We start from the raw sequence: 21810 nt of genomic DNA, 5'->3' as shown, positions 1-21810 counted from the left end.
GCCTCTCCGAGGCACTGCGCCGCACCGGCTGACGCACGGGCCGTAGGAACGTCGGGGGGGGGGGGGCCCCGCCCCCCCCCCGCCCCGCCCCCCCCCCCCCCCCCCCCCCCCCCCCCCCCCCCCCCCCCCCCCCCCCCCCCCGCCGCTCGCTCCATTCTCCCCGCCCGTCACTCCGCTCGCCCATCGAGGTGCCGAGATGACCACCGAGACCCGCCCCACCGCCGTCCTGCCCCCGGCCCGCCCGGGCCCCGACTGGCTGCCCGACCCCGGCACCTACGGAGCCGCCCCGGACCGCTGCATCGCCGAACTGACCGCACGTTTCGGCCCGTTGACCACCCTGCGCCGCCGCCTCACCGCTCTGGACGCGACCCTCACCGTGGCGCCCGACTCCGACGACTGCGTGCTGAGCCTGGAACTGGCCGGCCGGCCGCTGGGCGGCAGGGTGCTCACCTTCGTCAGCACCAGCCTCACACCCACGGACGAGGCCACCCGGCTGCACGTCCCCGGTGAACTGGGCCTGGCCGGCGAACCAGCCCAGGCCCTCTTCGGCTTCCGCGTCGTCGAGCGCACCGCCGACCGGCTCCTGGTCCTCGGCACGCTCCGGCTTCCGTACCGCCCCCTGCGCCGTACGACCGGCCTCGCCCTGCCCCGCATCCGTCCCGCAGACCGCATCCGGCTGCTCGTAGCCGCGGAGTTCACATGCCCCGTCTGACCGCCCTTCTCGGCGCCCTCTTCCTGGCGGGCGCCGCGCTCGTCCTGCCCGCCCCCGCGGTGCAGGCGGCCGCCGGCCACCAAGTCCTGATGTCCGGCTACGCGTTCTCGCCCCGCACCCTGACCATCACCGCCGGGGACACGGTCACCTGGACCAACCAGGACCAGGCGCCCCATGACGTCAAGACCACCTCCGGCCCCGCCTCCGTCCACTCCCCGATGCTCAGCAAGGGCGGCAGCTGGAGCCACACGTTCACCACGCCGGGGACCTACGGCTACCTCTGCACCGTGCATCCGGGCATGACGGCCCAGCTCGTCGTGGAGCCGGCCGCCGCTCCCGCGCCCACCGTCCGGCAGCACCAGCACCCGACGGCCACCGCACCCAGAACCCGCTCCGCCGGCGCGATGCCGTCGTCCAGGCACATGGGCCACAGCGCCGAGGCCGCCGCCCCCGGGGCCGCCAAGACCCCGTCCCCCTCCCCCACGGCCTCCGCATCCGCCGCCCCCGCGGCGGCGCAACCCGCCGTGGACAACGCCGCCTCCGCCACCCGTCCCCTCAGCCCCCTCCTGCTCCTCACCGGCGTCGTGGCGGGCGTGGCCGTGCTGTGTCTGCTCCTGGTCGGCTCCCGCTCGGCCGCCGCCGCGTCCCGGAACGAGGAGGCGGGTACGAGCTGACCCCGCCCCGGGCCGGCCTCACGCCCGGCGCAGCACCACCAGTACGACCAGCAGCACGGTCGCGCCCGCGCTCGTCCCGTGGGCGACGACCGCCGTCAGCGGAAAGTGGCGCTCGGCGGTCCGTGTGCCCCGGGAGTGCCGTCCCGAGCTGGGCAGCCAGCGCAGCAGCATCATGAACCCGAACGTGGCGACGACCAGCACCACGGCGCAGGCCGCCCAGGCCGTGCCCCGCACCGCGCCCGCGAGGTAGGCCGTCCAGCAGGCCAGACCGGCGACGGCCAGGACGACATGCCCCACGACGAGCCACAGCGGCAGCCGTGTCACCCCCGGCGTGCGCTGCCGCAGGCCGCCGTGGCGGATCCACACCGAGGCCAGACAGCCGCCGAGCCCCGCGGTCAGCAGCCACGCGCACAGAACGAAGACACCCACGCGCTCCAGCACAGCGCAGGGCACGGGCGCAGGCCGGACATCCATTCACCGATTCACCCGTTGGCGTGAACAGTGGTGCGAGTCCCTTGCCAGCCCTTGATCTGCGGGGATTCCTCCGGACGTCATCGACCGGCCACCAAACCTGTCTCGTTCGTTTTCTTGAATCATTCGTGTTTGTGCGGGTAGCTTGGGCCCCATGACTTCACCCCGGACTCCGAGCACCGCCGAGGAGCTGCGCGGTGCCGGCCTGCGGGTGACGGCCGCCCGCGTCGCGCTGCTCGAGACCGTCCGCGAGGGCGACCACCTCGGCGTCGAGGCGATCGCCTCGGGTGTACGGGACCGTGTGGGCCACATATCCCTGCAAGCCGTGTACGAGGCGCTGCACGCCCTCACCACGGCCGGACTCGTACGCCGCATCGAGCCGCCGGGCAGCCCGGCCCGGTTCGAGGGCAGGGTCGGGGACAACCACCACCACCTCGTGTGCCGCTCGTGCGCTGCCGTCCTCGACGTCGACTGCGCGGTCGGTCATGCCCCCTGTCTCACCGCTTCGGACGACCGAGGCTTCGCGATCGACGAGGCCGAGGTCATCTACTGGGGCCTGTGCCCCGACTGTTCCACCGCTCGCACGGCCTGAGCACCAACCCCGGAAGGATTCCCATGTCTGAGAACAACGCCGCTGAAGCGAAGTGCCCGGTGGCGCACGATCGCGCTCTGCACCCGACCCAGGGCGGCGGAAACCGCCAGTGGTGGCCGGAGCGGCTCAACCTGAAGATCCTTGCCAAGAACCCTGCCGTCGCGAACCCGCTCGGTGAGGAGTTCGACTACGCCGAGGCCTTCAAGAGCCTCGACCTCCCGGCCGTGAAACAGGACATCGCCGAGATCCTGACGGACTCCAAGGACTGGTGGCCGGCCGACTTCGGTCACTACGGCCCGTTCATGATCCGTATGGCCTGGCACAGCGCGGGCACCTACCGCATCAGCGACGGCCGTGGCGGCGCCGGCGCCGGCCAGCAGCGCTTCGCCCCGCTGAACAGCTGGCCGGACAACGGCAACCTGGACAAGGCCCGCCGTCTGCTGTGGCCGGTGAAGAAGAAGTACGGCAAGAGCCTGTCCTGGGCCGACCTCATGATCCTCGCGGGCAACGTGGCGCTGGAGTCCATGGGCTTCAAGACCTTCGGCTTCGGCGGTGGCCGTGAGGACGTCTGGGAGTCGGAGGAGGACGTCTACTGGGGTCCCGAGAAGGTCTGGCTCGACGACCAGCGCTACACCGGCGACCGTGAGCTGGAGAGCCCGCTCGGCGCGGTCCAGATGGGTCTGATCTACGTCAACCCGGAGGGCCCGAACGGCAACCCGGACCCGATCGCCGCGGCCCGCGACATCCGTGAGACCTTCCGCCGCATGGCGATGGACGACGAGGAGACCGTCGCCCTCATCGCCGGTGGTCACACCTTCGGCAAGACCCACGGTGCGGGCCCGGCCGACCACGTCGGCGCCGACCCCGAGGCCGCCCCGATCGAGGCCCAGGGCCTCGGCTGGAAGAGCACCTACGGCTCCGGCAAGGCGGGCGACGCGATCACCTCCGGCCTGGAGGTCACCTGGACCGCCACGCCGACCCAGTGGAGCAACGGGTTCTTCAAGAACCTCTTCGAGTACGAGTACGAGCTCACCGAGAGCCCGGCCGGCGCGAAGCAGTGGGTCGCGAAGGACGCCGAGGCGATCATCCCCGACGCCCACGACGCGTCGAAGAAGAAGCTCCCGACGATGCTCACCACCGACCTCTCGCTGCGCTTCGACCCGGTCTACGGGCCGATCTCGCGCCGCTTCTACGAGAACCCGGAGGAGTTCGCGGACGCCTTCGCCCGCGCCTGGTACAAGCTGACCCACCGTGACATGGGTCCGAAGTCGCTGTACCTCGGCCCGGAGGTGCCGGCGGAGACCCTGCTGTGGCAGGACCCGCTGCCGGAGGCGGAGGGCGAGCCCATCGACGCCGCCGATGTCGCGGCGCTCAAGGCCAAGCTGCTGGAGTCGGGTCTGTCCGTGGCCCAGCTGGTGTCCACCGCGTGGGCGTCGGCCTCGACGTACCGCAACAGCGACAAGCGCGGCGGGGCCAACGGCGCCCGTATCCGGCTGCAGCCGCAGGCCGGCTGGGAGGTCAACGAGCCCGACCAGCTCGCGCAGGTCCTGCGTGTCCTCGAAGGCATCCAGGCGGAGTTCAACGCGAACTCCGGTGCCAAGAAGGTCTCCCTGGCCGACCTGATCGTCCTCGGTGGTGCCGCCGCCGTGGAGAAGGCCGCCAAGGACGCCGGTCACGACATCGAGGTGCCGTTCACCCCGGGCCGTGTGGACGCCACGGAGGTGCACACCGACGCGGAGTCCTTCGCCGCGCTGGAGCCCACCGCCGACGGCTTCCGCAACTACCTCGGCAAGGGCAACCGCCTGCCGGCCGAGTACCTGCTGCTCGACAAGGCCAACCTGCTGGGCCTGAGCGCCCCCGAGCTGACCGTCCTCGTCGGCGGTCTGCGCGTCCTCGGCGCCAACTACCAGCAGACCGCGCACGGCGTCTTCACCGACACCCCGGGCAAGCTGACGAACGACTTCTTCGTCAACCTGCTCGACCTGGGCCACACGTGGTCGCCGGTCTCCGAGGACCAGACGGTCTTCGAGTGCCGTGACGACGCGACCGGCGAGGTCAAGTGGACCGGTACCCGTGCCGACCTGGTCTTCGGCTCGAACTCCGAGCTGCGTGCGCTCGCCGAGGTCTACGCGGCCGACGACGCGAAGGAGAAGTTCGTGAACGACTTCGTCGCCGCGTGGGTCAAGGTGTCGAACGCGGACCGCTTCGACATCGCCTGATCCGCACGGCCGGCGAGCTCGGTCACTGAGCAAGGCCACTGACGTCCGGGCCGTCCCGCAGGGGGCGGCCCGGACGTCGCCTTGTGCGCCCATACGTCTTCCGCCACCGCGCCAGGTGACGGGCATCGCCCTGTCCATGACCGCTGACACCCATCAGCGAGGGCAACGAGGCACCGCTGTTCCACGCCCCGAGCAGGTCGCGGCTGACGGCGATGATGCCGTTCCTGACCACGACGTCCATGGCCTGCCTGCTGAACCGGGTCGTCGTCACGAACACCGCGACGTCCGCCCCGAAGTGCACCTTCGACCCGAGCAGATCCCGTACCTCCCGGCTGGCGATGACGGCACTCGGCGTATACCGCTTGCACTGCACGACCATCGCCCGCCCGTCCGGCAACCGCCCGACCACATCGGCCCCCTGGTCCCCCGAGCCGCCGACGCGCCGCACCTCACGGCACCCGTCCCGCCGGCACAGCGCGGCGACCAGCTCCTCGAACTCCGTACCGCTCATGGCGTCCACTTCGGCCAAGGACCGATGCCCGGCGGCGACCGCGTCCTGCTGCCGCCACGCCCGGTCCCGCCCGCGCAGGATCCGGTCCGTACGCCACAGCCACCAGCCGAGACCGCCGAGAGCCGCCGCGACGACGACCCCGACGACGTACATCCAGATCGCCGACCAGAACACGGCCAGCACGAGCACGCCTGCCAGACCGGCACCTGCCCGGCGCGACAGCGCGTCCCGCCGCGCCGCCCGCCGCCTCCGCCGTCCTCTGCGCTGCGCGGCCATCCGCACCACCCCCGATCCCTCACGGGAAGTGTGAACAGGGGCAGGACCGGCGGAAAGACCGCATACCGGCCACGACGGCCGGAACTCCGGCCTCAGTGAGCCGCCGCGCGAAAGCGCCGCAGCCGCAGGCTGTTGCCGACGACGAAGACCGAGGAGAAGGCCATGGCCGCTCCCGCGATCATCGGGTTGAGCAGTCCGGCCGCAGCGAGCGGAAGAGCGGCGACGTTGTAGGCGAAGGCCCAGAACAGGTTGGACCGGATCGTGCCCAGGGTCCTGCGGGCGAGCCGGATCGCGTCGGCGGCCACGCGCAGGTCGCCGCGTACGAGGGTCAGGTCGCCGGCCTCGATGGCGGCGTCCGCGCCCGTGCCCATCGCAAGGCCCAGGTCGGCCTGGGCCAGTGCCGCCGCGTCGTTGACGCCGTCGCCGACCATGGCGACCGAACGCCCCTCGCCCTGCAGGCGCTTGACGACGTCGACCTTGTCCTGGGGCAGGACCTCGGCGATCACATGCTCCGGCGCGATGCCCACCTCGGCGGCCACGGCCTCGGCGACGGCCCGGTTGTCACCGGTGAGCAGGACCGGGGTCAGACCGAGGGCCCGCAGGCGGCGGATCGCTTCCGGGCTGGTCTCCTTGACGGCGTCGGCGACCTCCAGGACCGCGCGGGTCTCGCCGTCCCAGGCGACCGTGACGGCCGTACGACCGGACGCTTCGGCCGTGTCCTTGGCGTGCCGTAGACCGGCCGGCAGTTCCATCGCCCATTCGGCCAGCAGTCGCTCCCGGCCGACGAGGACGGCGTGCCCGTCGACGATGCCCTGGACGCCCAGTCCGGGAACGTTGGCGAAGTCCTCCGGGGTGGGCAGCGTGCCGACCCGGGCGGCGGCCGCGTCGGCGACGGCCCGGGCGACGGGGTGCTCGGAGGCGTGCTCCAGGGCACCGGCCAGGCGCAGGACGTCGGCCTCGTCCGTACCTTCGGCGGTGTGCACGGCCAGCAGGGCCATCCGGCCGGTGGTGACCGTGCCGGTCTTGTCCAGTACGACCGTGTCGGCCTTGCGGGTGCTCTCCAGCACCTCGGGGCCCTTGATGAGGATGCCGAGCTGCGCGCCGCGCCCGGTGCCGACCATCAGTGCGGTCGGCGTGGCCAGCCCGAGGGCGCAGGGGCAGGCGATGATCAGGACGGCGACCGCGGCGGTGAAGGCGGCGGCCGGCCCCGCGCCGTCGCCGAGCCAGAAACCCAGGGTGGCGAGGGCCAGGGCGATGACGACGGGGACGAAGACCCCGGAGATCCTGTCGGCCAGCCGCTGGACGGCGGCCTTGCCGTTCTGGGCGTCCTCCACCAGCCTGGCCATACGGGCGAGTTGGGTGTCGGCGCCGACCCGGACGGCCTCCACGATCAGCCGCCCTCCGGCGTTGAGGGTGGCTCCGGTGACCGGGTCACCGACGGCGACCTCGACCGGGACGGACTCCCCGGTGAGCAGGGAGGCGTCCACGGCGGAGGAGCCCTCCACGACCGTGCCGTCGGTGGCGATCTTCTCACCGGGACGGACGAGGAAACGGTCGCCGACCTTCAACTCCGCGACGGGTACGAGCTGTTCGCGGTCGCCGCGGAGGACGGTGACCTCCTTGGCGCCCAGCTCCAGCAGGGCCTTCAGCGCCGCGCCCGCCTTCCGCTTGGACCGGGCCTCGAAGTACCGGCCGGCGAGGATGAAGGCGGTCACTCCGGCCGCGGCCTCCAGGTAGATGTTCCCGGCGCCGTCGCTGCGGGCGACGGTCAGCTCGAAGGGGTGTGTCATGCCGGGCGTGCCGGCCGTTCCGAAGAACAGTGCCCACACCGACCAGAGGAACGCTGCCGACGTACCGACCGATATCAGCGTGTCCATGGTGGCGGCGCCGTGCCGGGCGTTGGTCCAGGCAGCCCGGTGGAAGGGCCAGGCGGCGTACGTCACCACGGGCGCCGCCAGCGTCAGCGACAACCACTGCCAGTACTCGAACTGCAGGGCGGGCACCATCGCCATGGCGATCACCGGGACGGCGAGCACCACGGCCGTGGTCAACCGCTGCCGCAGCGAACGGAGTTCCCCGGGCTCGGGCGCCTCCTCGACGCGGTCCTCGGGTTCGGCCGGCGTCGGTTGCTGCGCGGTGTAGCCGGTGGCCTCGACGGTGGCGATCAGGTCCGCGACGGCGATGTCCTCGCGGAAGCTGACCTTGGCCTTCTCGGTGGCGTAGTTGACGGTGGCCTCGACGCCGTCCATGCGATTGAGCTTCTTCTCGACGCGGGCGGCGCAGGAGGCGCAGGTCATGCCGCCGATGACCAGTTCGACCTCGGCGGCACCGGGCGTGGTGGTGGTCATTTCTGTGCCCCTCTTCCGACTGCCTCGACTGCCCGAATACCCCCAGGGGGTACCTGGGAGCGAACCCATGTATACCCCCCTCCCGTATACGGCGCAAGCGCCGGACCCCACTTGACTTGATACCCCCTGGGGGTATGTTGAAATGCACCGAACCGACCCGGGACCGCCCATCGACGAGGAGCGACCATGAACACCGGACTGCGGATCACCGTCTTCGCCGCCGCGCTCGCCGCCACGTTCGGCACCGCCTACGGCGTGGGCACGAGCGTCGGCGGCATCTCCGCCGAACCCGAGCGCACGGCACACCAGAAGCACGCGACCGCCTCGCACGACGAGCACGGCGGCGGAAGTCACGAGCCGGCAGCGCCTCCCGGCGGGCTCCAGATGTCCGACGGGGGCTACACGCTCCACCTGAAGACCCCGGCCGTCGAGGCAGGCAGGAACACGATTCTGCGGTTCACGATCGTGCGGGACGCCACGGGCCGCCCGCTCACCGCCTACCGGAGGGAGCACACCAAGGAACTCCACCTGATCATCGCCTCGCGCGACCTGACCCGGTACCGCCACCTGCACCCAACCCGCGCCGCCGACGGCACCTGGTCCACGCCCGTGAAGCTGCCCGCGGCCGGCACCTACCGGGTCTTCGCCGACTTCACGCCCCGCGGAGGCGAGGGCCTCACCCTCGGCGCCGACCTCACCGCATCAGGCGCATACAAGCCGGAACCGCTGCCCGCCCCGGGCACAACGGCCGTGACCGACGGATACGAGGTGAGCCTGCGAGGCCGTCCGGCACCCGGCAGAAGCAGCGAGCTGACGCTGACCGTCTCCCGGAACGGCAAGCCGGTACGTGATCTCCAGCCCTACCTCGGCGCCTACGGCCACCTGGTGGCCCTGCGCTCCGGCGACCTCGCGTTCACCACCACGGTGCCCAGCCCCGGCACCTACCGTCTGTTCCTGGACTTCAAGCACGCCGGTGAGGTCCACACCGCCGCTTTCACCGTGCGGGCCCTGCCGGACGACGGCGCAGTGCGCCCGGCTGCGTAAGGTGAACCCGTGACTGCCACGCAGCCCGCCCGGAGCACGGCCGGGGCCCGCCACCGCCGAGTGGTGCGGCCGGCCGTGCTGGTCGCGGTGCTGCTCGGGCTGTTCCTCATGCACGGCGGCCCGGCCGCGGCCGACGGCGGCTGCCACGGGGCCATGACGGACATGGCGGACACGGCGGTCATGCAACCGGCGCCGGCCACGATGGCAGCGCACTCGGCCGACCACTCCAGGACCGCGGGCGCCAAGGCAACCACGCGCACGGACGAGACGATGCGGGGCGCGCTGTGCCTGGCCACCCCGCCCCGCTCGGCGATCCCGCTGCCGCCGCTCGCCGCGGCCACCCTGATCCTTCCCGTCGCCGCCCTGCTGCCGCGGGCCCCGCGGGCGTACACGGGCACCCGCCGCAGGGGACCACCCCTGGGCGGACGCGAACTGCTCCTCCAGGCGTGCATCGCACGGACGTGACGAGGCCCCCGGACACCGGCTCACCGCCGCGGTCCGGCACCGGTCCACGTTCGTCACTCGCGCCGCGTCGCGGCGCCCACCTGGAAAGACACCTCATGTCCAAGCGCTCTCGGACGCCCCGCCGCCTCCTCATCGCGGCTGCCACCACCTCGGTCCTCACCCTGGCGCTGACCGCCTGCGGTTCGGGCACCGGCTCCGGCCACAGCTCCGCCATGCCCGGCATGGACCACGGCAACTCGCCGTCCCCCTCCGCAGCGGGTGACGCCATGGCGTCGATGCCCGGCATGGACACCGCCGCCACCGGCAACGGCCTGGCCGCCGCCCGGGACGGCTACCGCCTGACCTCCAGCACCGTCGGCCTCCCCGCCGACCGGGCGGCCGACTACCACTTCACGGTCACCGGCCCGGACGGCAAGCTGGTCACCGACTTCACCGTCGACCAGACCAAGCGGATGCACTTCTACGCCGTCCGCACCGACCTCACCGGGTTCCAGCACCTGCACCCCACCATGGCGAAGAACGGCACCTGGACCGCGCCGCTCGCCGCGCTCAGGCCGGGCACCTGGCGGCTGTACACCTCCTTCACCCCCGCCACCGGCTCCGGCAAGGGCAAGGGCTTCGTCCTCAGCCGCACCGTGAAGGTGTCCGGCATGCCGATGACCACATCCCTGCCCAAGGCGTCCGGCGCCACCACCGTCGACGGCTACACGATCGCGGTGAAGGGCGACCTGATGTCCGGCATGGCCCACCGGCTGACCGCCACCGTCACCAAGAACGGCAAGCCGGTCGCCGACCTCCAGCCCTACCTGGACACCTACGCCCACCTCACCGCCTTCCACCAGGGCGACCTCTCCTTCGCCCACCTCCACCCCGAGACCAAGGTCGACGGTGACCACGGCGGGCCGACCCTGACCTTCCACGCCGAGTTCGCCCAGTCCGGAAACTGGCGGCTCTTCCTGCAGTTCCAGACCGGCGGCAAGCTGCACACCGCGGCGCTCACCCTCCACGTGAACTGACCGCCGCACCCGTCGAAGGCCGGCCCGTCCCCCTGCCGGAGGCCGGGCCGGCCCCTACGGGCATGACGGCAGCGAAGACAACGGGGACGACGATCGCACCACAGCCCCGGGGAGCGCGGGGCATTCCACTCTAGCGTTCATGTCCATCCCATTGCAACGACAAGCGGATCCGGCGTTGCGTTAAATTCTGAACCGTTGCAACGATTTATCGGCATTGACCTGCATTGATTGCCGATCTGCGCAACGTACATGTTGCCAGATCAGCGAACGCAACGTAGCTTTCCATCATCAGAAACAGCGGGCCGACCAAGCGCCCGCTGCATACGAAGGAGAGCACCATGCAGAAGTTCGACACCCCCGCCACCGTCTCCGCCGTCCTCGACATCCCCGCCGGACGCATCCAGTTCATCGCCGCCGACCGAACCGACACCACCGTCGAGGTCCGACCCGCCAACGCCGCCAAGAACCGCGACGTGAAGGCGGCCGAGGAACTGGAGGTCGACTACCGCGACGGCATCCTGCGGATCGCAGCGAAGCCGGCCAAGAACCAGTACCTCGGCCCCTCCGGTTCCGTCGAGGTCACCGTCCAGCTGCCCGCCGGCTCCCGGATCGAGGCCAAGGCCGCGAGCGCCGAACTGCGGGCCGTCGGCCGACTCGGCGACGTCACCTTCGAAGGCGCCTACCGCCACATCAAGATCGACGAGGCCGCGAGCCTCCGCCTCACCGCCGTCGACGGCGACATCGAGGTCGGCCGACTGGGCGGCCCCGCCGAGATCAGCACCGCACGCGGCGACATCCGGATCACCGAAGCCGTCCGCGGCACGGTGACACTGCGCACCCAGTCCGGCGACATCTCGATCGGCGCCGCCGCCGGTGTCTCCGCAGCCCTGGACGCCGGCACCGGCCACGGCCGCATCAGCAACGCGCTCAAGAACGACGGCACCACCGAACTCGACATCCACGCCACCACCTCCTCCGGCGACATCACCGCCCGCAGCCTCTGACCGAGCAGAACCAGGACCATCCGGCCGGGCCCACCTCGATCGCGATCCTTGTCGGTCGTCGTCGAGGACCCGGCCGTCCGTCCCCAGGAGCCAGCGATCCGCACGCAGGACCCGCAGAAGCCGTACAAGCCCTACAAGCCCTACAAACGCTCTCTCTCGCCGTCGAACAGGACGACCTCGGCGAACTGCGGCGTCTGGCGGACCAGGCGAACAGCACTGCCGCCGAGGTACTCGAAGAGCTCAGCGACGCATGACGGACGGAACCAGATGCCGGACCCCGGCGAGCGGAGGGCCCGCATGCATCGGACCCTCCGCCGTGGCGTGTGTACGGGATCGACCGAGCCGAAGGACGGCCTCTCAGCGTCCGGTTGTGCTGTTGTACTTCGCAGTGGCCCAGAAGTAGCCGAACACCGCGAGGCCCACGCACCAGGCGACGGCGATCCATCCGTTGTTGCCGATTCCAGTGCCGAGGAGCAGTCCGCGCAGGGTCTCGATGGCGGGCGTGAACGGCTGGTACTCGGCGATCGGCTGGAACCAGCCCGGCATCGCGTCGACCGGCACGAAGGTGCTGGAGATGAGCGGCAGGAAGATCAGCGGTATCGCGTTGTTGCTGGCGGCCTCGGGGTTCGGGCTGGACAGGCCCATACCGACGGCGATCCAGGTGAACGCCAGGGCGAAGAGCACGAGCAGTCCGAACGCCGCGAGCCACTCCAGAGCCGTGGCATCGGTGGAGCGGAAGCCGATCGCCACACCGACGGCCCCGTGGTCGCCAGGAGCTCCACCCCACACCCCTGGGCCACAACCCGCTCGATCAGTTCGCACGCCGGCATCTGCAGTCCCCCGGTCCGCCAGCAACGGGGCGCCGTACGAGCCCGTCATCTTGAGCTCATGTCAGCCATCCGTCTTCTCGTGCTGGGCGCGGTGCGCGGGCATGGGCGGGCCCACGGCCATCAGGTGCGCAACGACCTGGAGTACTGGGGCGCCCACGAGTGGTCCAACGCCGAGCCGGGGTCGATCTACCTCGCCCTGAAGCAGATGGAGAGACAGGGACTGCTGCACGCGCGGCGCTCGGCTTCATCGTCGAACACCGGCACACAGGAGCGCGTAGTCAAGTTTGACTAACCGACCGGGCGGGCATTAACTTGCCCGACGAGCAGTAGTCAAGATTGACTACACGAGCGGAGGAGACGCATGGCCGACGCGATCGACGTCGAGGGCGTACGAAAGCGATACGGGGAAAAAGCCGCTCTGGACGGACTGGACCTGCGGGTGGGACGCGGCACCGTGCACGCCCTCCTCGGCCCGAACGGCGCGGGCAAGACGACGACGGTCCGCATCCTGACCACGCTGCTGCGGCCGGACGCAGGCCGGGTGACGGTCGCCGGGTACGACGTGCTGACGCAGGCCGACCGGGTGCGGGCCCGCATCGGGCTGCTCGGCCAGCACGCGGCGCTCGATGAGGAGCTCGGCGGCCGGCAGAACCTGGAGATGTTCGGCCGGCTCTACCACCTCGGCGCCCGGCGGGCCCGCGCCCGCGCCGACGAACTGTTGGAGCGGTTCAGGCTCACGGACACTGGCGACAAGCAGGTCAAGCGGTACAGCGGCGGCATGCGGCGGCGGCTCGACCTCGCCGCCTCGCTGCTCACGGAGCCGGAGGTGCTCTTCCTCGACGAGCCGACCACCGGGCTCGACCCGCGCAGCCGGGCCGAGGTCTGGGCGTCGGTGCGCTCGCTGGTCGGCGGCGGCACCACGGTGCTGCTGACCACCCAGTACCTGGAGGAGGCCGACCAGCTCGCCGACCAGATCTCGGTGGTCGACCGGGGGCGTGTCGTCGCCGACGGCACCGCCGACGAGCTGAAGGCCCGTACCGGCGGCGACCGCATTAACGTCGTCCTGCGCGACGCACCCCAGTTGGCCGCCGCGGTGGCCCTGATGCCGTTCCCCGCCGCCGACGTCACGGTGGACGCCGACCGCCGGCGGTTCAGCGCGCCCGTGACCGACCGGATGAGCGCGCTCACCCAAGTGGTGCGGGTGCTGGAGTCGGCGGGCATCGATGCGGAGGACATCGCGGTGCGCAGGCCCACCCTGGACGAGGTGTTCCTGCGGCTGACGGAGCGCTCCGAGGAGGCCCCGGCGGCGAACGAGACCCGGGCCAGGGAGGCGGTGTGAGCGCGGTGAGCACGACGCACGAGGTGCGCGAGAGCGGCGGCGGTCTCGCCTTCGCGCTGAGCGACTCCTGGACCATGACCCGGCGGGAACTCGCCCACTGGGGCCGGCAGCCGGTACAGGTGGCCGTCGGCGTGGTCTTCCCCGTGATGATCCTGCTGATGTTCGGCTACCTGATCGGCGGCGGCCGGGACGTCGGCGGCGACTACATCGACTACCTGGTGCCCGGCATCCTCGCCCTCACCATGGCCTTCGGCCTGGAGAGCACGGTGATCGCGGTCACCCAGGACCTCAACAAGGGCGTGATCGACCGGTTCCGGTCCATGCCGATGGCCAACGGCGCGGTGCTGGTGGGCCGTTCGGCCGCGGATATGCTGCAGTCCGCGGTGAGCCTCGCCGTGATGATCGGTGTCGGGTACGCGATCGGCTGGCGGGCGCACACAACGGCGGGCGGGTTCCTCGGCGCCGTGGGCCTCCTGCTGCTGTTCCGGTTCGCGATGCTGTGGATCGGCATCTACCTGGCCCTGGTGGCCGGGAAACCGGAGCTGGTGCAGGCCGTGCAGATCCTGGTCTGGCCGGTGGGATTCCTGTCCAACGCCCTCGCGACCCCCGCGTCCATGCCGGACTGGCTGGGCACAGTGGTGCGGTGGAACCCCATGTCCCAGACCGCGACGGCGGTACGGGACCTGTTCGGCAGCGTCGGCGGCGCGTCCGGGCACGTCCTGGCGGCCGTGCTCTGGCCGGTGGGGCTGTTCGCCGTCTTCTTCCCGCTGGCCCTGCGCCGGTTCGCCCGGCTCAGCCACTGACCCCTCGTCGGCCGCACCGGCCGACGGCCCGTTCCACCCCTGGATCCCGCCCGGGACCGGCCGAGCGCCGGCCCCGGCGGTGACCGCCGGTGGCCGGGTCCCTGCCTCCGTCAGAGCCCTTCGACCGGACCCGCAACGGCTTCGCGATACGTGCGTCACCACCACAGCCGTGCGTCAGCAACCGCTGAGGCGCGCGGGCCGACTTCAACGACGAAGCCGGCGGTCATCGCATCTACCACACACCGTGTGATCCAACCCGTTGCGGCGTCGCCGTCAACGCGTGCCGGCGGCTGCTGAGCGCCCGGCGCGCCTGCCGAACACCGAACCGGCGGTGAGGCCGGAGCCGCCAGGGTAGTTGAACCAGAAGAGCCCGCCGACGAGTTCGCCGGCCCCGTACAGCCCAGGGACGGGGCGGCCGCTCAGGTCCAGCACGCGCGCGTCGGCGTCGATCCGCAGCCCGCCGAAGGTGAAGGTGATGCCGCAGGTCACCGGGAAGGCGACGTACGGAGGAGTGGTCAGCGGCTGGGCCCAGTTGGACTTGGGAGGGGTGATGCCCTCGGTCCGGCAGCCATCCTTGACCGTCGGGTCGAAGCGACCGGGGACAACGGCGGCGTTGAACTGCTCAACCGTCTCCGCCAGCCGGCCCTCGTCCATGCCGAGTGCCTTGGCCAGGCCCTCCACGGTGTCGGACTCCACCCTGGTGATGCCCGCCGAGGCGTACTCCTCGGGGCGCAGCAGCGGCGCGGACGCCGCGTCGAAGAGCTGGTAGGCGACGCCTGCCGGTTGCTTGAGGATCTCGGCACCGTACTTGGCGTAGGTGTAGTTGCGGAAGTCCGCTCCCTCGTCGACGAACCGGCGCCCCTCGGCGTTGACGACGATGCCGAACGGGTAGCCGCCGCGAGTGAGTTGGTTGGTCAGCTCCCGGTCGCCGGTCGCTCGGGCCTGGCTGTCCCAGGCCACCGCGTGGCAGCCGCTCCAGTGGCCGTAGGGTTGCGCGCCGGCCGCCAGGGCCATGCGAATGCCCTCGCCGGTGTTGTACGGGGTTCCGCGCACCAGGGCCAGGTCCCAGCCCGCGCCCAGGTAGCCGGCCCGCATCTGCGGGTTGGCCTCGAAGCCGCCGCTGGTGAGGACCACGCCGTCGGCCTCGATGCGCTGCCCGTCGGCGAGCATCACGCCGCGGACGGAGCCGTCGGGTCCGGTGGCCAGGCCGGTGACGGGGCTGTCGAAGCGGACTTCGATGCCGCTGCGATCGGCGGCGGCAAGGTGCTGGTCGATCATTCCTTTGCCCCCGCCGACCACGCCGACGGCCAGTCCGCCCCAGAACCGGTAGCGCCCGTCCACCTCGTAAGCCTGCCGGTGGAACATGAGCTCGAATCGCAGGCCGAGGCTGCGCAGCCAGGTCATCGTCTCGCGGGATTCACCGACCAGGATCCGGGCGAGTTCGGGGTCGGTCCTTCCCTGGGTCACCCGGGTCAGGTCGGCGAGGAAGTCGTCGTCGGTGTAGGGGGCGAGGTCGACGCGTCCTGCGCGGTCCCCGGGAAGTGGCTCGACCAGCGAGGTGAGGTCGGTGAGCCCGCCGTGGCTGGTGCGCATCGCCCCGGCAGTGAAGTAGGAATTTCCTCCGGCCCACTGACGGGGGGCCTTCTCCAGCAGCAGCACCCGTGCTCCCTGCTGTCGGGCGGACTGAGCCGCGCTGAAGCCGGCGTTCCCGCCGCCGACCACGACGACGTCCCACTGCTCGGTCATGTGTACTCCCCTGGGTTCGCCTGGCAGATGGCCGGATCGGAGGGCCCGGTGAGCGGGTCGACGGCCGCGCGGCCCGCCTGCCGGTCAGTACGACGATGCGCCAGCAGCGCCATCAGTACAATCGAAAGAAATTGAAGCTGCTTTCACACATGCTTAAGGCGGTTGGGATGAGCCTCGACGTACGCCGCATGCTGGTGCTGGCCGAGGTGGCTCGCCGGGGGTCCATCACGGCGGCCTCGATTGCCCTGAGCTATACGCCCTCGGCGGTGTCCCAGCAGATCAGCAGGCTGGAAGCAGAGGCCGGGCAGCCGCTGATCGCGCGGCACCCCCGGGGCGTCACGCTCACCGAGGCCGGCCGCACGCTGGCCGAGCATGCTGCACGGATCGATCGCCAGTTGCGGGCCGCACGCCGATCCCTCGATGACCTCGCGGGCCTGCACAGCGGGACCCTGCACATCGGTACCTTCCCCACCATCGCCGCATCCCTGCTGCCCCGCGTCGTGCGCGCCTTTCGCACCCGGTACCCGCAGGTCGAGCTGGCCGTGCACAGCGACCGCAACGCCGGCCTGATGGACCTCCTGGAGAGCCGGGAGATCGAGCTGTCCTTGATGTGGGACTACCCGTGGCGGCGCCTGGACGAGACCAACCTCGATGTGATCCATCTGCTGGACGACCCCACCTGCCTGGTCGTCGCCACCAGCCACCCGCTCGCCGCCCGGCACTCCGCCGGTTTTGAGGAGCTGGCCGAGGAGAACTGGATCGTCCGGAGCGATCACCCGGTCGCCGAACTGCTCACCCGTAGCTGCCGTGCCGCCGGCTTCGAGCCGAAGATCGCCTACCGGGCGCACGACTACCAGGAGGCCCAGGCCATGGCGGCGGTCGGCCTGGGCATCACGCTCGCCCCCAGGTTCGCCCTGGCCGGCCTGCGGGATGACGTCACCACCATCGACCTGGGCCCCGCGGCCCCGGTTCGCCGCATCCTGCTCACCCGGCTGCGCGACAATCCACCGACGCCGTCAGCCAAGGCCATCGCGGAACTGTTCATCGAGACCGCCGGGGCCCTGGGTTCCTAGAGAGGCGTTCCGCGGTGTGACTGCCGGCGACCGCCGCCGTCCCGCAGGGCGTGCCCAGGACCCGTGACCGCCGAGCTGCGCGAGCGGACGCAGGAGCGGACGCGGGCTCGCCGTTGAGGCCTGCATGCCCTCCAGCGCCAGGCGGGGATGCTGACCCAGATCGTCGACTCCCTGCGCCCTGCCGTCACCGCTGCCGTCGCCCGGGGGCGCCTGCGCGACGACGTAACGGCCGAGACGTTCGCCATGACGACCGTCGGGCCGCTCGTCCATCGGCGTTTCCTCGTGGGTGTCACGCTCGGACTCGAGACTGTGGAGAGTGTGGTGGACGCGGCGCTCCGAGCGTGGGCACCACAGCAACGCACAGAGTGATGAAGACGCAGGCCATCACCTGGAACGCCGTCGTCCCCGGCGAGTTCGACAAGACCGTCGCCTTCTTCGAGGACACCTTCGGCCTCACACCCGGCATCGAGGTCCCCGGGTTCGTCATGTTCCCGCAGGCCAATGGCGGCATATGAGAAGCGATTCCCAAACCGAGGGACACGACTGTCGCTCGAACTTCCGTGCCATCAGGCTCGTTCGGTAGATCGCTCCACGGCCGGCGCCCCTCGACTTCGACGTCGTGCGCGCCAAGCGACGGGTCGGCACCGGCAGCTTCCACCTGACCGGCCTCTCCGACCGCGACCCGCAGCACAAACTACCGTTCGTCGAGCAGCTGGAGGCCGCGCTCTGCACCGACGCCCCGATCACCCTCCCCGCCACGCACACCCTCCCGCCGAAGCAGCCGCCCTCGGGGACGCTGATGAGCGCCATGCATCACGGCGTCCCCAAACGGCATTGGACCGGTCCGGAGCCGGTCACCAATAGTGCTGGGGATGGGCGCAGACGCCGTGACGGAGGTTCACCGATGACCATCTCCCCCCCACCCGCAACCGCCGAGCCGGCCCGTGCCACCGCGCCGTTGACGATCAGCGAGCAAGGCGCGTTCTGGGTCGGTGTCGGGCGCAAGCCGACCGAGGCCGGGACCGCCGCCGAGGCCGCGATGTACGTCCAGTACCAGATCCCGGCCGATCTCCGGCATCCGCTGCCCGTGGTGATGGTCCACGGGGGCGGCGGCCAGGGCACGGACTACCTGTCGACGCCGGACGGCCGCCCCGGCTGGGCCACCCGGTTCCTCCAGGCCGGTTACGCCGTGTACGTGGTCGACCGACCCGGCCACGGCCGCTCCCCGTACCACCCCGACGTCCTCGGACCCATCCAGGGCGCGGCACCGACATACGAGTTCACCCGCTGGCTGTTCTGCGACGGGGCGCAACGACCCGGCAGCCAGTGGCCCGGCAGCGGCGAGATCGGCGACGACCCCGCACTGGACCAGTTGATGGCGAGCCAGGGCCCGACACTGCCCACCTTCGCCGAGAACGAGGAGCAGATGCGGCGCTGCGGGACCGAGTTGCTCGACCGAATCGGACCCGCCGTGCTGATCACCCACTCCATGGGCGGACCCTTCGGCTGGCTGGTCGCCGACGCCCGGCCCGGGCTGGTGAAGGCCCTTGTCTCCATCGAGCCGATCGGACCGCCGTTCACCGAACTGCCCGGCCTCGGAAAGCTCGAGTGGGGGCTCACCGCCGCCCCAATCACCTACGAGCCACCGATAACGACCCCGGAGGAACTGCGCCTTCAGCTGCGCGAGGCGGGGGGCGACGGGCTGCAGGACTGCCTCGTCCAGGACGAGAAGGCAGGCCCCGTGCGGTCCCTGCCAGGACTCCAGGGCTTCCCGATTGCCGTGGTCGCGGCCGAGTACTCGCCGTTCGCGGCGTTCCAGCACGGTATCGCCGACTACCTCGCCCAGGCCGGCGCCGACGCCGAGTTGCTGCGCCTGGCGGACCTGGGGCTCACGGGCAACGGTCACCTGCCCATGGGCGAGAAGAACTCCGACGACGTGGCCGAGGCACTGATGACCTGGCTGGACAAACGACTGGCAGACGGGGAGTAAACGTCCCGATGACCAGCGTGACCACCGTGCCGAGCGTCGAGACCGATGTGCTCATCGTGGGAAGCGGGCCCGCGGGAGCGAGCGCCGCACTGGCGCTGAGCACCTATGGCGTGCCGAACGTCATGGTCACCCGCTACTCACGCCTCGCGGACACGCCCCGGGCGCACATCACCAACCAGCGCACCATGGAAGTGCTGCGTGACCTGGGTGTCGAAGAGGAGGTGATCGCCCAGGCCACCCCGCAGCATCTGATGGGCAACACCGTCTTCTGCACCGCCATCGCGGGCGAGGAGCTCGGCCGGCTGAGGTCCTGGGGCAACGAGCCGCTCGTGCAGGCCGCGCACGAGCTGGCGAGCCCCACCCGCATGTGCGACATGCCGCAGCACCTCACGGAGCCGGTGCTCGTGAACGCGGCCATTGCACGCGGAAGCCGACTGCGGTTCGGCACCGAGTACCTGTCGCACGAGCAGGACGCCGACGGCGTGACCGCCCTGGTCCGCGACCGGCTGCGCGGCGACACGTACACCATCCGCGCCAAGTACCTGATCGGCGCGGACGGCGGCCGCAGCAAGGTGGGCGAGGACGCCGGGCTGCCGATGGGCGGCCAGATGGGCGTGGCCGGCAGCATCAACATCGTCTTCGACGCGGACCTCACCCAGTACGTGGCGCACCGACCCGCCACCCTCTACTGGGTGCTGGCGCCCGGCGCGACCGTGGGCGGCATCGGCGCCGGCCTGGTGCGCTGCGTACGGACGTGGAACGAGTGGCTGATCGTGTGGGGCTACGACGTCGACGCCGGGCCGCCGGACCTCACCGAGGAGTACGCCCTGTCCGTCGTCCGCAAGCTGATCGGCGACGACGAGATCCCGGTGACCATCAAATCGTCCTCCGCGTGGACGGTCAACGAGATGTACGCCGAGACGTACTCCAGCGGCCGGGTGTTCTGCGCGGGGGACGCCTGCCACCGGCACCCACCGTCCAACGGGCTGGGCTCCAACACCTCCATCCAGGACTCCTACAACCTGGCGTGGAAGCTGAAGCTCGTCCTGGACGGCACCGCGTCCCCGTCCCCGCTGGACACCTACAGTGACGAGCGGGCACCGGTCGGCAGGCAGGTCGTTACCCGGGCGAATCAGTCCATCGGTGAGACGGCACCCGTCTTCGAGGCGATCGGCGGCCTGGCGCCGCAGACCCCCGAGCAGCTGTGGGCCAACATCGCCGCCCGCAAGGACGCCACCACGGAGGCCGAGGAGCAGCGGGCGCGGCTGCGGGAGGCGATCGCCTTCAAGGCATACGAGTTCGACGCCCACGGCGTGGAACTCAACCAGCGCTGCACCTCCGCCGCGATCGTCCCGGACGGCACCGAGGACCCCGGCTTCGCACGCGACCCCGAGCTGCACTTCCAGCCGAGCACCCGCCCCGGCGCCAAGCTCCCGCACGCCTGGCTCTGCGCGGGCACCCGCAATCTGTCCACCCTGGATCTGGGCAGGAACGGCCGGTTCATCCTGATCACCGGCATCGGCGGCGAGCCCTGGACGGAGGCCGCCCGCATCCTCGGCAAGGAGTTCGGCCTGGAGATCGCCACGGCGTTCATCGGCCCCGGCCAGGAGTACGAGGACCCGTACGGGGACTGGGCCCGGCTGCGGGAGATCGGCGACTCGGGCGCACTGCTGGTACGGCCGGACAACCACGTGGCCTTCCGCCGCCAGGACGCCACCGGTGACGTCACGGCCGCACTGGGCGACGCGCTGCGGCCGATCCTCGGGCGGGGCTGAGCGGCCATGGACCTCACAGCGAAGACCGCGAAGATACCGAAGACCGCGACTTCCGCGACGACGACGGCGGTGCTGGAAAGCTTCGCCCACACCTCCGATCCCCGACTGCGCGAGGTGCTGACCTCCCTGACGCATCACCTGCACGATTTCGTACGGGACATCGAGCCGACCCAGGCCGAGTGGGAGCGGGCGATCGACTTCCTCACCGCAACCGGGCACATGTGCGACGACACCCGGCAGGAGTTCATCCTGCTGTCGGACGTCCTGGGCGTGTCGATGCTCGTCGAGACGATCAACGACCACAAGGCGGCGGCCGCGACCGACTCGACGGTGCTCGGCCCCTTCCACATGACCGAGTCCCCGGACCGTGAACTCGGGGCGAACATCGATCTGGTCGGCGGCGGCGAGCCGTGTGTGATCAGCGGACGGGTCGTCTCCGTCGACGGCACCCCGCTGCCCGGCGCGACGCTGGACGTGTGGCAGGCCGACGACCAGGGCTTCTACGACGTCCAGCAGCCGGAGAAGCAGCCGCCGGGCAATGGGCGCGGGCTGTTCACGGCGGACGCGGAGGGGCGGTTCTGGTTCCGCTCGTGCGTTCCCAGCCCGTATCCGATTCCGACGGACGGGCCGGTCGGCTCCCTGCTGGAGGCGACCGGCCGTCACCCCTACCGTCCGGCCCACGTCCACTTCATCGTGGGCGCCGAGGGGTACAGCCCGGTGACGACGCACATCTTCGTGGCGGGCAGCGACTATCTGGAGTCGGACGCCGTCTTCGCCGTGAAGGAGAGCCTGGTCGAGGAGTTCGTCGAGGTGGACTCACCCGAGGAGGCCGCGGAGTTGGGCCTGGCCAACCCCTTCCGCCGGGCGCGCTTCGACATCGTGCTGCAACCGGTGATCGCGTGAGGGAACGCGCCCTGGACTT

Annotated in this window: 21 protein-coding genes and 2 pseudogenes; 17 read left to right on the top strand and 6 right to left on the bottom strand. The window is 71.1% G+C overall.

Annotated elements, in window-relative coordinates:
- Positions 1-196 precede the first annotated feature (196 nt).
- Both ACFY1U_RS44160 and ACFY1U_RS44155 read left to right on the top strand, forming a co-directional pair.
- Complete coding sequence (locus ACFY1U_RS44160; protein WP_390699735.1) at positions 197-712, top strand: hypothetical protein; 516 nt, start codon at positions 197-199, stop codon at positions 710-712.
- Positions 700-1386: a plastocyanin/azurin family copper-binding protein gene (locus tag ACFY1U_RS44155; RefSeq protein WP_390699734.1), complete on the top strand. Its 687-nt coding sequence runs from the start codon at positions 700-702 to the stop codon at positions 1384-1386. The genes ACFY1U_RS44160 and ACFY1U_RS44155 overlap by 13 nt, the downstream gene beginning before the upstream one ends.
- 18 nt (positions 1387-1404) lie before the next feature.
- Here ACFY1U_RS44155 and ACFY1U_RS44150 read toward each other — a convergent pair whose 3' ends face one another.
- Positions 1405-1815, bottom strand: coding sequence for a hypothetical protein (locus ACFY1U_RS44150; protein WP_390699733.1), 411 nt, complete (start codon positions 1813-1815; stop codon positions 1405-1407).
- Positions 1816-2011: 196 nt separating this feature from the next.
- On the opposite strand from ACFY1U_RS44150, the gene ACFY1U_RS44145 reads away from it, so the two are divergent.
- Both ACFY1U_RS44145 and katG read left to right on the top strand, forming a co-directional pair.
- Positions 2012-2449, top strand: a complete 438-nt coding sequence (locus tag ACFY1U_RS44145) for a Fur family transcriptional regulator (RefSeq protein WP_390699732.1) — start codon at positions 2012-2014, stop codon at positions 2447-2449.
- Between the two features lie 23 nt (positions 2450-2472).
- Positions 2473-4668, top strand: coding sequence for a catalase/peroxidase HPI (gene katG / locus ACFY1U_RS44140; protein WP_390699731.1), 2196 nt, complete (start codon positions 2473-2475; stop codon positions 4666-4668).
- 22 nt (positions 4669-4690) lie between these two features.
- Here katG and ACFY1U_RS44135 read toward each other — a convergent pair whose 3' ends face one another.
- Both ACFY1U_RS44135 and ACFY1U_RS44130 read right to left on the bottom strand, forming a co-directional pair.
- Complete coding sequence (locus ACFY1U_RS44135; protein ID WP_390699730.1) at positions 4691-5455, bottom strand: restriction endonuclease; 765 nt, start codon at positions 5453-5455, stop codon at positions 4691-4693.
- Between the two features lie 92 nt (positions 5456-5547).
- On the bottom strand, positions 5548-7803 hold the full coding sequence (locus ACFY1U_RS44130; RefSeq protein ID WP_390699729.1) for a heavy metal translocating P-type ATPase: 2256 nt from the start codon (positions 7801-7803) through the stop codon (positions 5548-5550).
- A gap of 186 nt (positions 7804-7989) precedes the next feature.
- Between ACFY1U_RS44130 and ACFY1U_RS44125 the strand changes: the two genes are divergently transcribed.
- From ACFY1U_RS44125 to ACFY1U_RS44110, 4 genes are all read left to right on the top strand, one after another.
- The gene (locus ACFY1U_RS44125; protein ID WP_390699728.1) at positions 7990-8847 is read left to right on the top strand and encodes a hypothetical protein; all 858 of its coding nucleotides are present in this window, start codon (positions 7990-7992) and stop codon (positions 8845-8847) included.
- A 9-nt stretch (positions 8848-8856) separates the two neighbouring features.
- Complete coding sequence (locus ACFY1U_RS44120) at positions 8857-9312, top strand: hypothetical protein (RefSeq protein WP_390699727.1); 456 nt, start codon at positions 8857-8859, stop codon at positions 9310-9312.
- Positions 9313-9407: 95 nt separating this feature from the next.
- Positions 9408-10328: a hypothetical protein gene (locus ACFY1U_RS44115; protein ID WP_390699726.1), complete on the top strand. Its 921-nt coding sequence runs from the start codon at positions 9408-9410 to the stop codon at positions 10326-10328.
- A gap of 338 nt (positions 10329-10666) precedes the next feature.
- Positions 10667-11332 carry a DUF4097 family beta strand repeat-containing protein gene (locus tag ACFY1U_RS44110; RefSeq protein ID WP_390699725.1) on the top strand — a complete coding sequence of 222 codons (666 nt, stop codon included), beginning with the start codon at positions 10667-10669 and terminating at the stop codon, positions 11330-11332.
- A gap of 140 nt (positions 11333-11472) precedes the next feature.
- On the opposite strand, the gene ACFY1U_RS44105 is transcribed toward ACFY1U_RS44110, so the two are convergent.
- Together ACFY1U_RS44105 and ACFY1U_RS44100 are read right to left on the bottom strand one after the other, a co-directional pair.
- Positions 11473-11631, bottom strand: a complete 159-nt coding sequence (locus ACFY1U_RS44105; RefSeq protein WP_390699724.1) for a hypothetical protein — start codon at positions 11629-11631, stop codon at positions 11473-11475.
- Between the two features lie 58 nt (positions 11632-11689).
- Positions 11690-12094 (bottom strand): annotated as a pseudogene (locus tag ACFY1U_RS44100) (ABC transporter permease); the annotation flags it as partial.
- A 126-nt stretch (positions 12095-12220) separates the two neighbouring features.
- Between ACFY1U_RS44100 and ACFY1U_RS44095 the strand changes: the two are divergent.
- The 3 genes and pseudogenes from ACFY1U_RS44095 to ACFY1U_RS44085 all read left to right on the top strand — a co-directional run.
- Positions 12221-12424 (top strand): annotated as a pseudogene (locus tag ACFY1U_RS44095) (PadR family transcriptional regulator); the annotation flags it as partial.
- Between the two features lie 99 nt (positions 12425-12523).
- A complete protein-coding gene (locus tag ACFY1U_RS44090; protein WP_390699723.1) occupies positions 12524-13501 on the top strand; it encodes an ATP-binding cassette domain-containing protein in 978 nt (325 codons plus the stop codon).
- Between the two features lie 74 nt (positions 13502-13575).
- On the top strand, positions 13576-14304 hold the full coding sequence (locus ACFY1U_RS44085; RefSeq protein WP_390699739.1) for an ABC transporter permease: 729 nt from the start codon (positions 13576-13578) through the stop codon (positions 14302-14304).
- Between the two features lie 273 nt (positions 14305-14577).
- Here the strand turns inward: ACFY1U_RS44085 and tcuA are convergent, their stop codons facing one another.
- Positions 14578-16050, bottom strand: a complete 1473-nt coding sequence (tcuA, locus tag ACFY1U_RS44080; RefSeq protein ID WP_390699722.1) for an FAD-dependent tricarballylate dehydrogenase TcuA — start codon at positions 16048-16050, stop codon at positions 14578-14580.
- A gap of 167 nt (positions 16051-16217) precedes the next feature.
- Here tcuA and ACFY1U_RS44075 point away from each other — a divergent pair, with 167 nt between their 5' ends.
- The 6 genes from ACFY1U_RS44075 to ACFY1U_RS44050 all read left to right on the top strand — a co-directional run bounded on the left by ACFY1U_RS44075 (position 16218) and on the right by ACFY1U_RS44050 (position 21791).
- Positions 16218-17123 carry a LysR family transcriptional regulator gene (locus ACFY1U_RS44075; RefSeq protein WP_390699721.1) on the top strand — a complete coding sequence of 302 codons (906 nt, stop codon included), beginning with the start codon at positions 16218-16220 and terminating at the stop codon, positions 17121-17123.
- Positions 17124-17270: 147 nt separating this feature from the next.
- Positions 17271-17492 carry a hypothetical protein gene (locus tag ACFY1U_RS44070; protein WP_390699720.1) on the top strand — a complete coding sequence of 74 codons (222 nt, stop codon included), beginning with the start codon at positions 17271-17273 and terminating at the stop codon, positions 17490-17492.
- Entirely contained in the window at positions 17492-17638 is a 147-nt protein-coding gene (locus ACFY1U_RS44065) for a hypothetical protein (RefSeq protein WP_390699719.1), read from the top strand. Before ACFY1U_RS44070 ends, ACFY1U_RS44065 begins: the two co-directional genes overlap by 1 nt.
- 104 nt (positions 17639-17742) lie before the next feature.
- Entirely contained in the window at positions 17743-19113 is a 1371-nt protein-coding gene (locus tag ACFY1U_RS44060) for an alpha/beta hydrolase (RefSeq protein ID WP_390699718.1), read from the top strand.
- 8 nt (positions 19114-19121) lie between these two features.
- The gene (locus tag ACFY1U_RS44055) at positions 19122-20888 is read left to right on the top strand and encodes an FAD-dependent oxidoreductase (protein WP_390699717.1); all 1767 of its coding nucleotides are present in this window, start codon (positions 19122-19124) and stop codon (positions 20886-20888) included.
- Between the two features lie 6 nt (positions 20889-20894).
- Positions 20895-21791 (top strand): intradiol ring-cleavage dioxygenase, encoded by an 897-nt coding sequence (locus ACFY1U_RS44050; RefSeq protein WP_390699716.1) that lies wholly within the window; start codon positions 20895-20897, stop codon positions 21789-21791.
- Positions 21792-21810 lie beyond the last annotated feature (19 nt).

This window comes from Streptomyces sp. NPDC001351, from assembly GCF_042896045.1.
Classification (GTDB): domain Bacteria; phylum Actinomycetota; class Actinomycetes; order Streptomycetales; family Streptomycetaceae; genus Streptomyces.
This window is presented reverse-complemented; position numbering and strand designations above follow the sequence as displayed.

Coding starts and splice junctions, on each gene's coding strand:
- ACFY1U_RS44070 (WP_390699720.1), top strand. CDS start 17,271: ATGCTGACCCAGATCGTCGACTCCCTGCGCCCTGCCGTCACCGCTGCC.
- ACFY1U_RS44130 (WP_390699729.1), bottom strand. CDS start 7,803: ATGACCACCACCACGCCCGGTGCCGCCGAGGTCGAACTGGTCATCGGC.
- ACFY1U_RS44135 (WP_390699730.1), bottom strand. CDS start 5,455: ATGGCCGCGCAGCGCAGAGGACGGCGGAGGCGGCGGGCGGCGCGGCGG.
- katG (WP_390699731.1), top strand. CDS start 2,473: ATGTCTGAGAACAACGCCGCTGAAGCGAAGTGCCCGGTGGCGCACGAT.
- ACFY1U_RS44085 (WP_390699739.1), top strand. CDS start 13,576: ATGACCCGGCGGGAACTCGCCCACTGGGGCCGGCAGCCGGTACAGGTG.
- ACFY1U_RS44155 (WP_390699734.1), top strand. CDS start 700: ATGCCCCGTCTGACCGCCCTTCTCGGCGCCCTCTTCCTGGCGGGCGCC.
- ACFY1U_RS44145 (WP_390699732.1), top strand. CDS start 2,012: ATGACTTCACCCCGGACTCCGAGCACCGCCGAGGAGCTGCGCGGTGCC.
- ACFY1U_RS44110 (WP_390699725.1), top strand. CDS start 10,667: ATGCAGAAGTTCGACACCCCCGCCACCGTCTCCGCCGTCCTCGACATC.
- ACFY1U_RS44065 (WP_390699719.1), top strand. CDS start 17,492: ATGAAGACGCAGGCCATCACCTGGAACGCCGTCGTCCCCGGCGAGTTC.
- ACFY1U_RS44090 (WP_390699723.1), top strand. CDS start 12,524: ATGGCCGACGCGATCGACGTCGAGGGCGTACGAAAGCGATACGGGGAA.
- ACFY1U_RS44115 (WP_390699726.1), top strand. CDS start 9,408: ATGTCCAAGCGCTCTCGGACGCCCCGCCGCCTCCTCATCGCGGCTGCC.
- ACFY1U_RS44055 (WP_390699717.1), top strand. CDS start 19,122: ATGACCAGCGTGACCACCGTGCCGAGCGTCGAGACCGATGTGCTCATC.
- ACFY1U_RS44105 (WP_390699724.1), bottom strand. CDS start 11,631: ATGCGGGCCCTCCGCTCGCCGGGGTCCGGCATCTGGTTCCGTCCGTCA.
- ACFY1U_RS44125 (WP_390699728.1), top strand. CDS start 7,990: ATGAACACCGGACTGCGGATCACCGTCTTCGCCGCCGCGCTCGCCGCC.
- ACFY1U_RS44160 (WP_390699735.1), top strand. CDS start 197: ATGACCACCGAGACCCGCCCCACCGCCGTCCTGCCCCCGGCCCGCCCG.
- ACFY1U_RS44075 (WP_390699721.1), top strand. CDS start 16,218: ATGAGCCTCGACGTACGCCGCATGCTGGTGCTGGCCGAGGTGGCTCGC.
- tcuA (WP_390699722.1), bottom strand. CDS start 16,050: ATGACCGAGCAGTGGGACGTCGTCGTGGTCGGCGGCGGGAACGCCGGC.
- ACFY1U_RS44050 (WP_390699716.1), top strand. CDS start 20,895: ATGGACCTCACAGCGAAGACCGCGAAGATACCGAAGACCGCGACTTCC.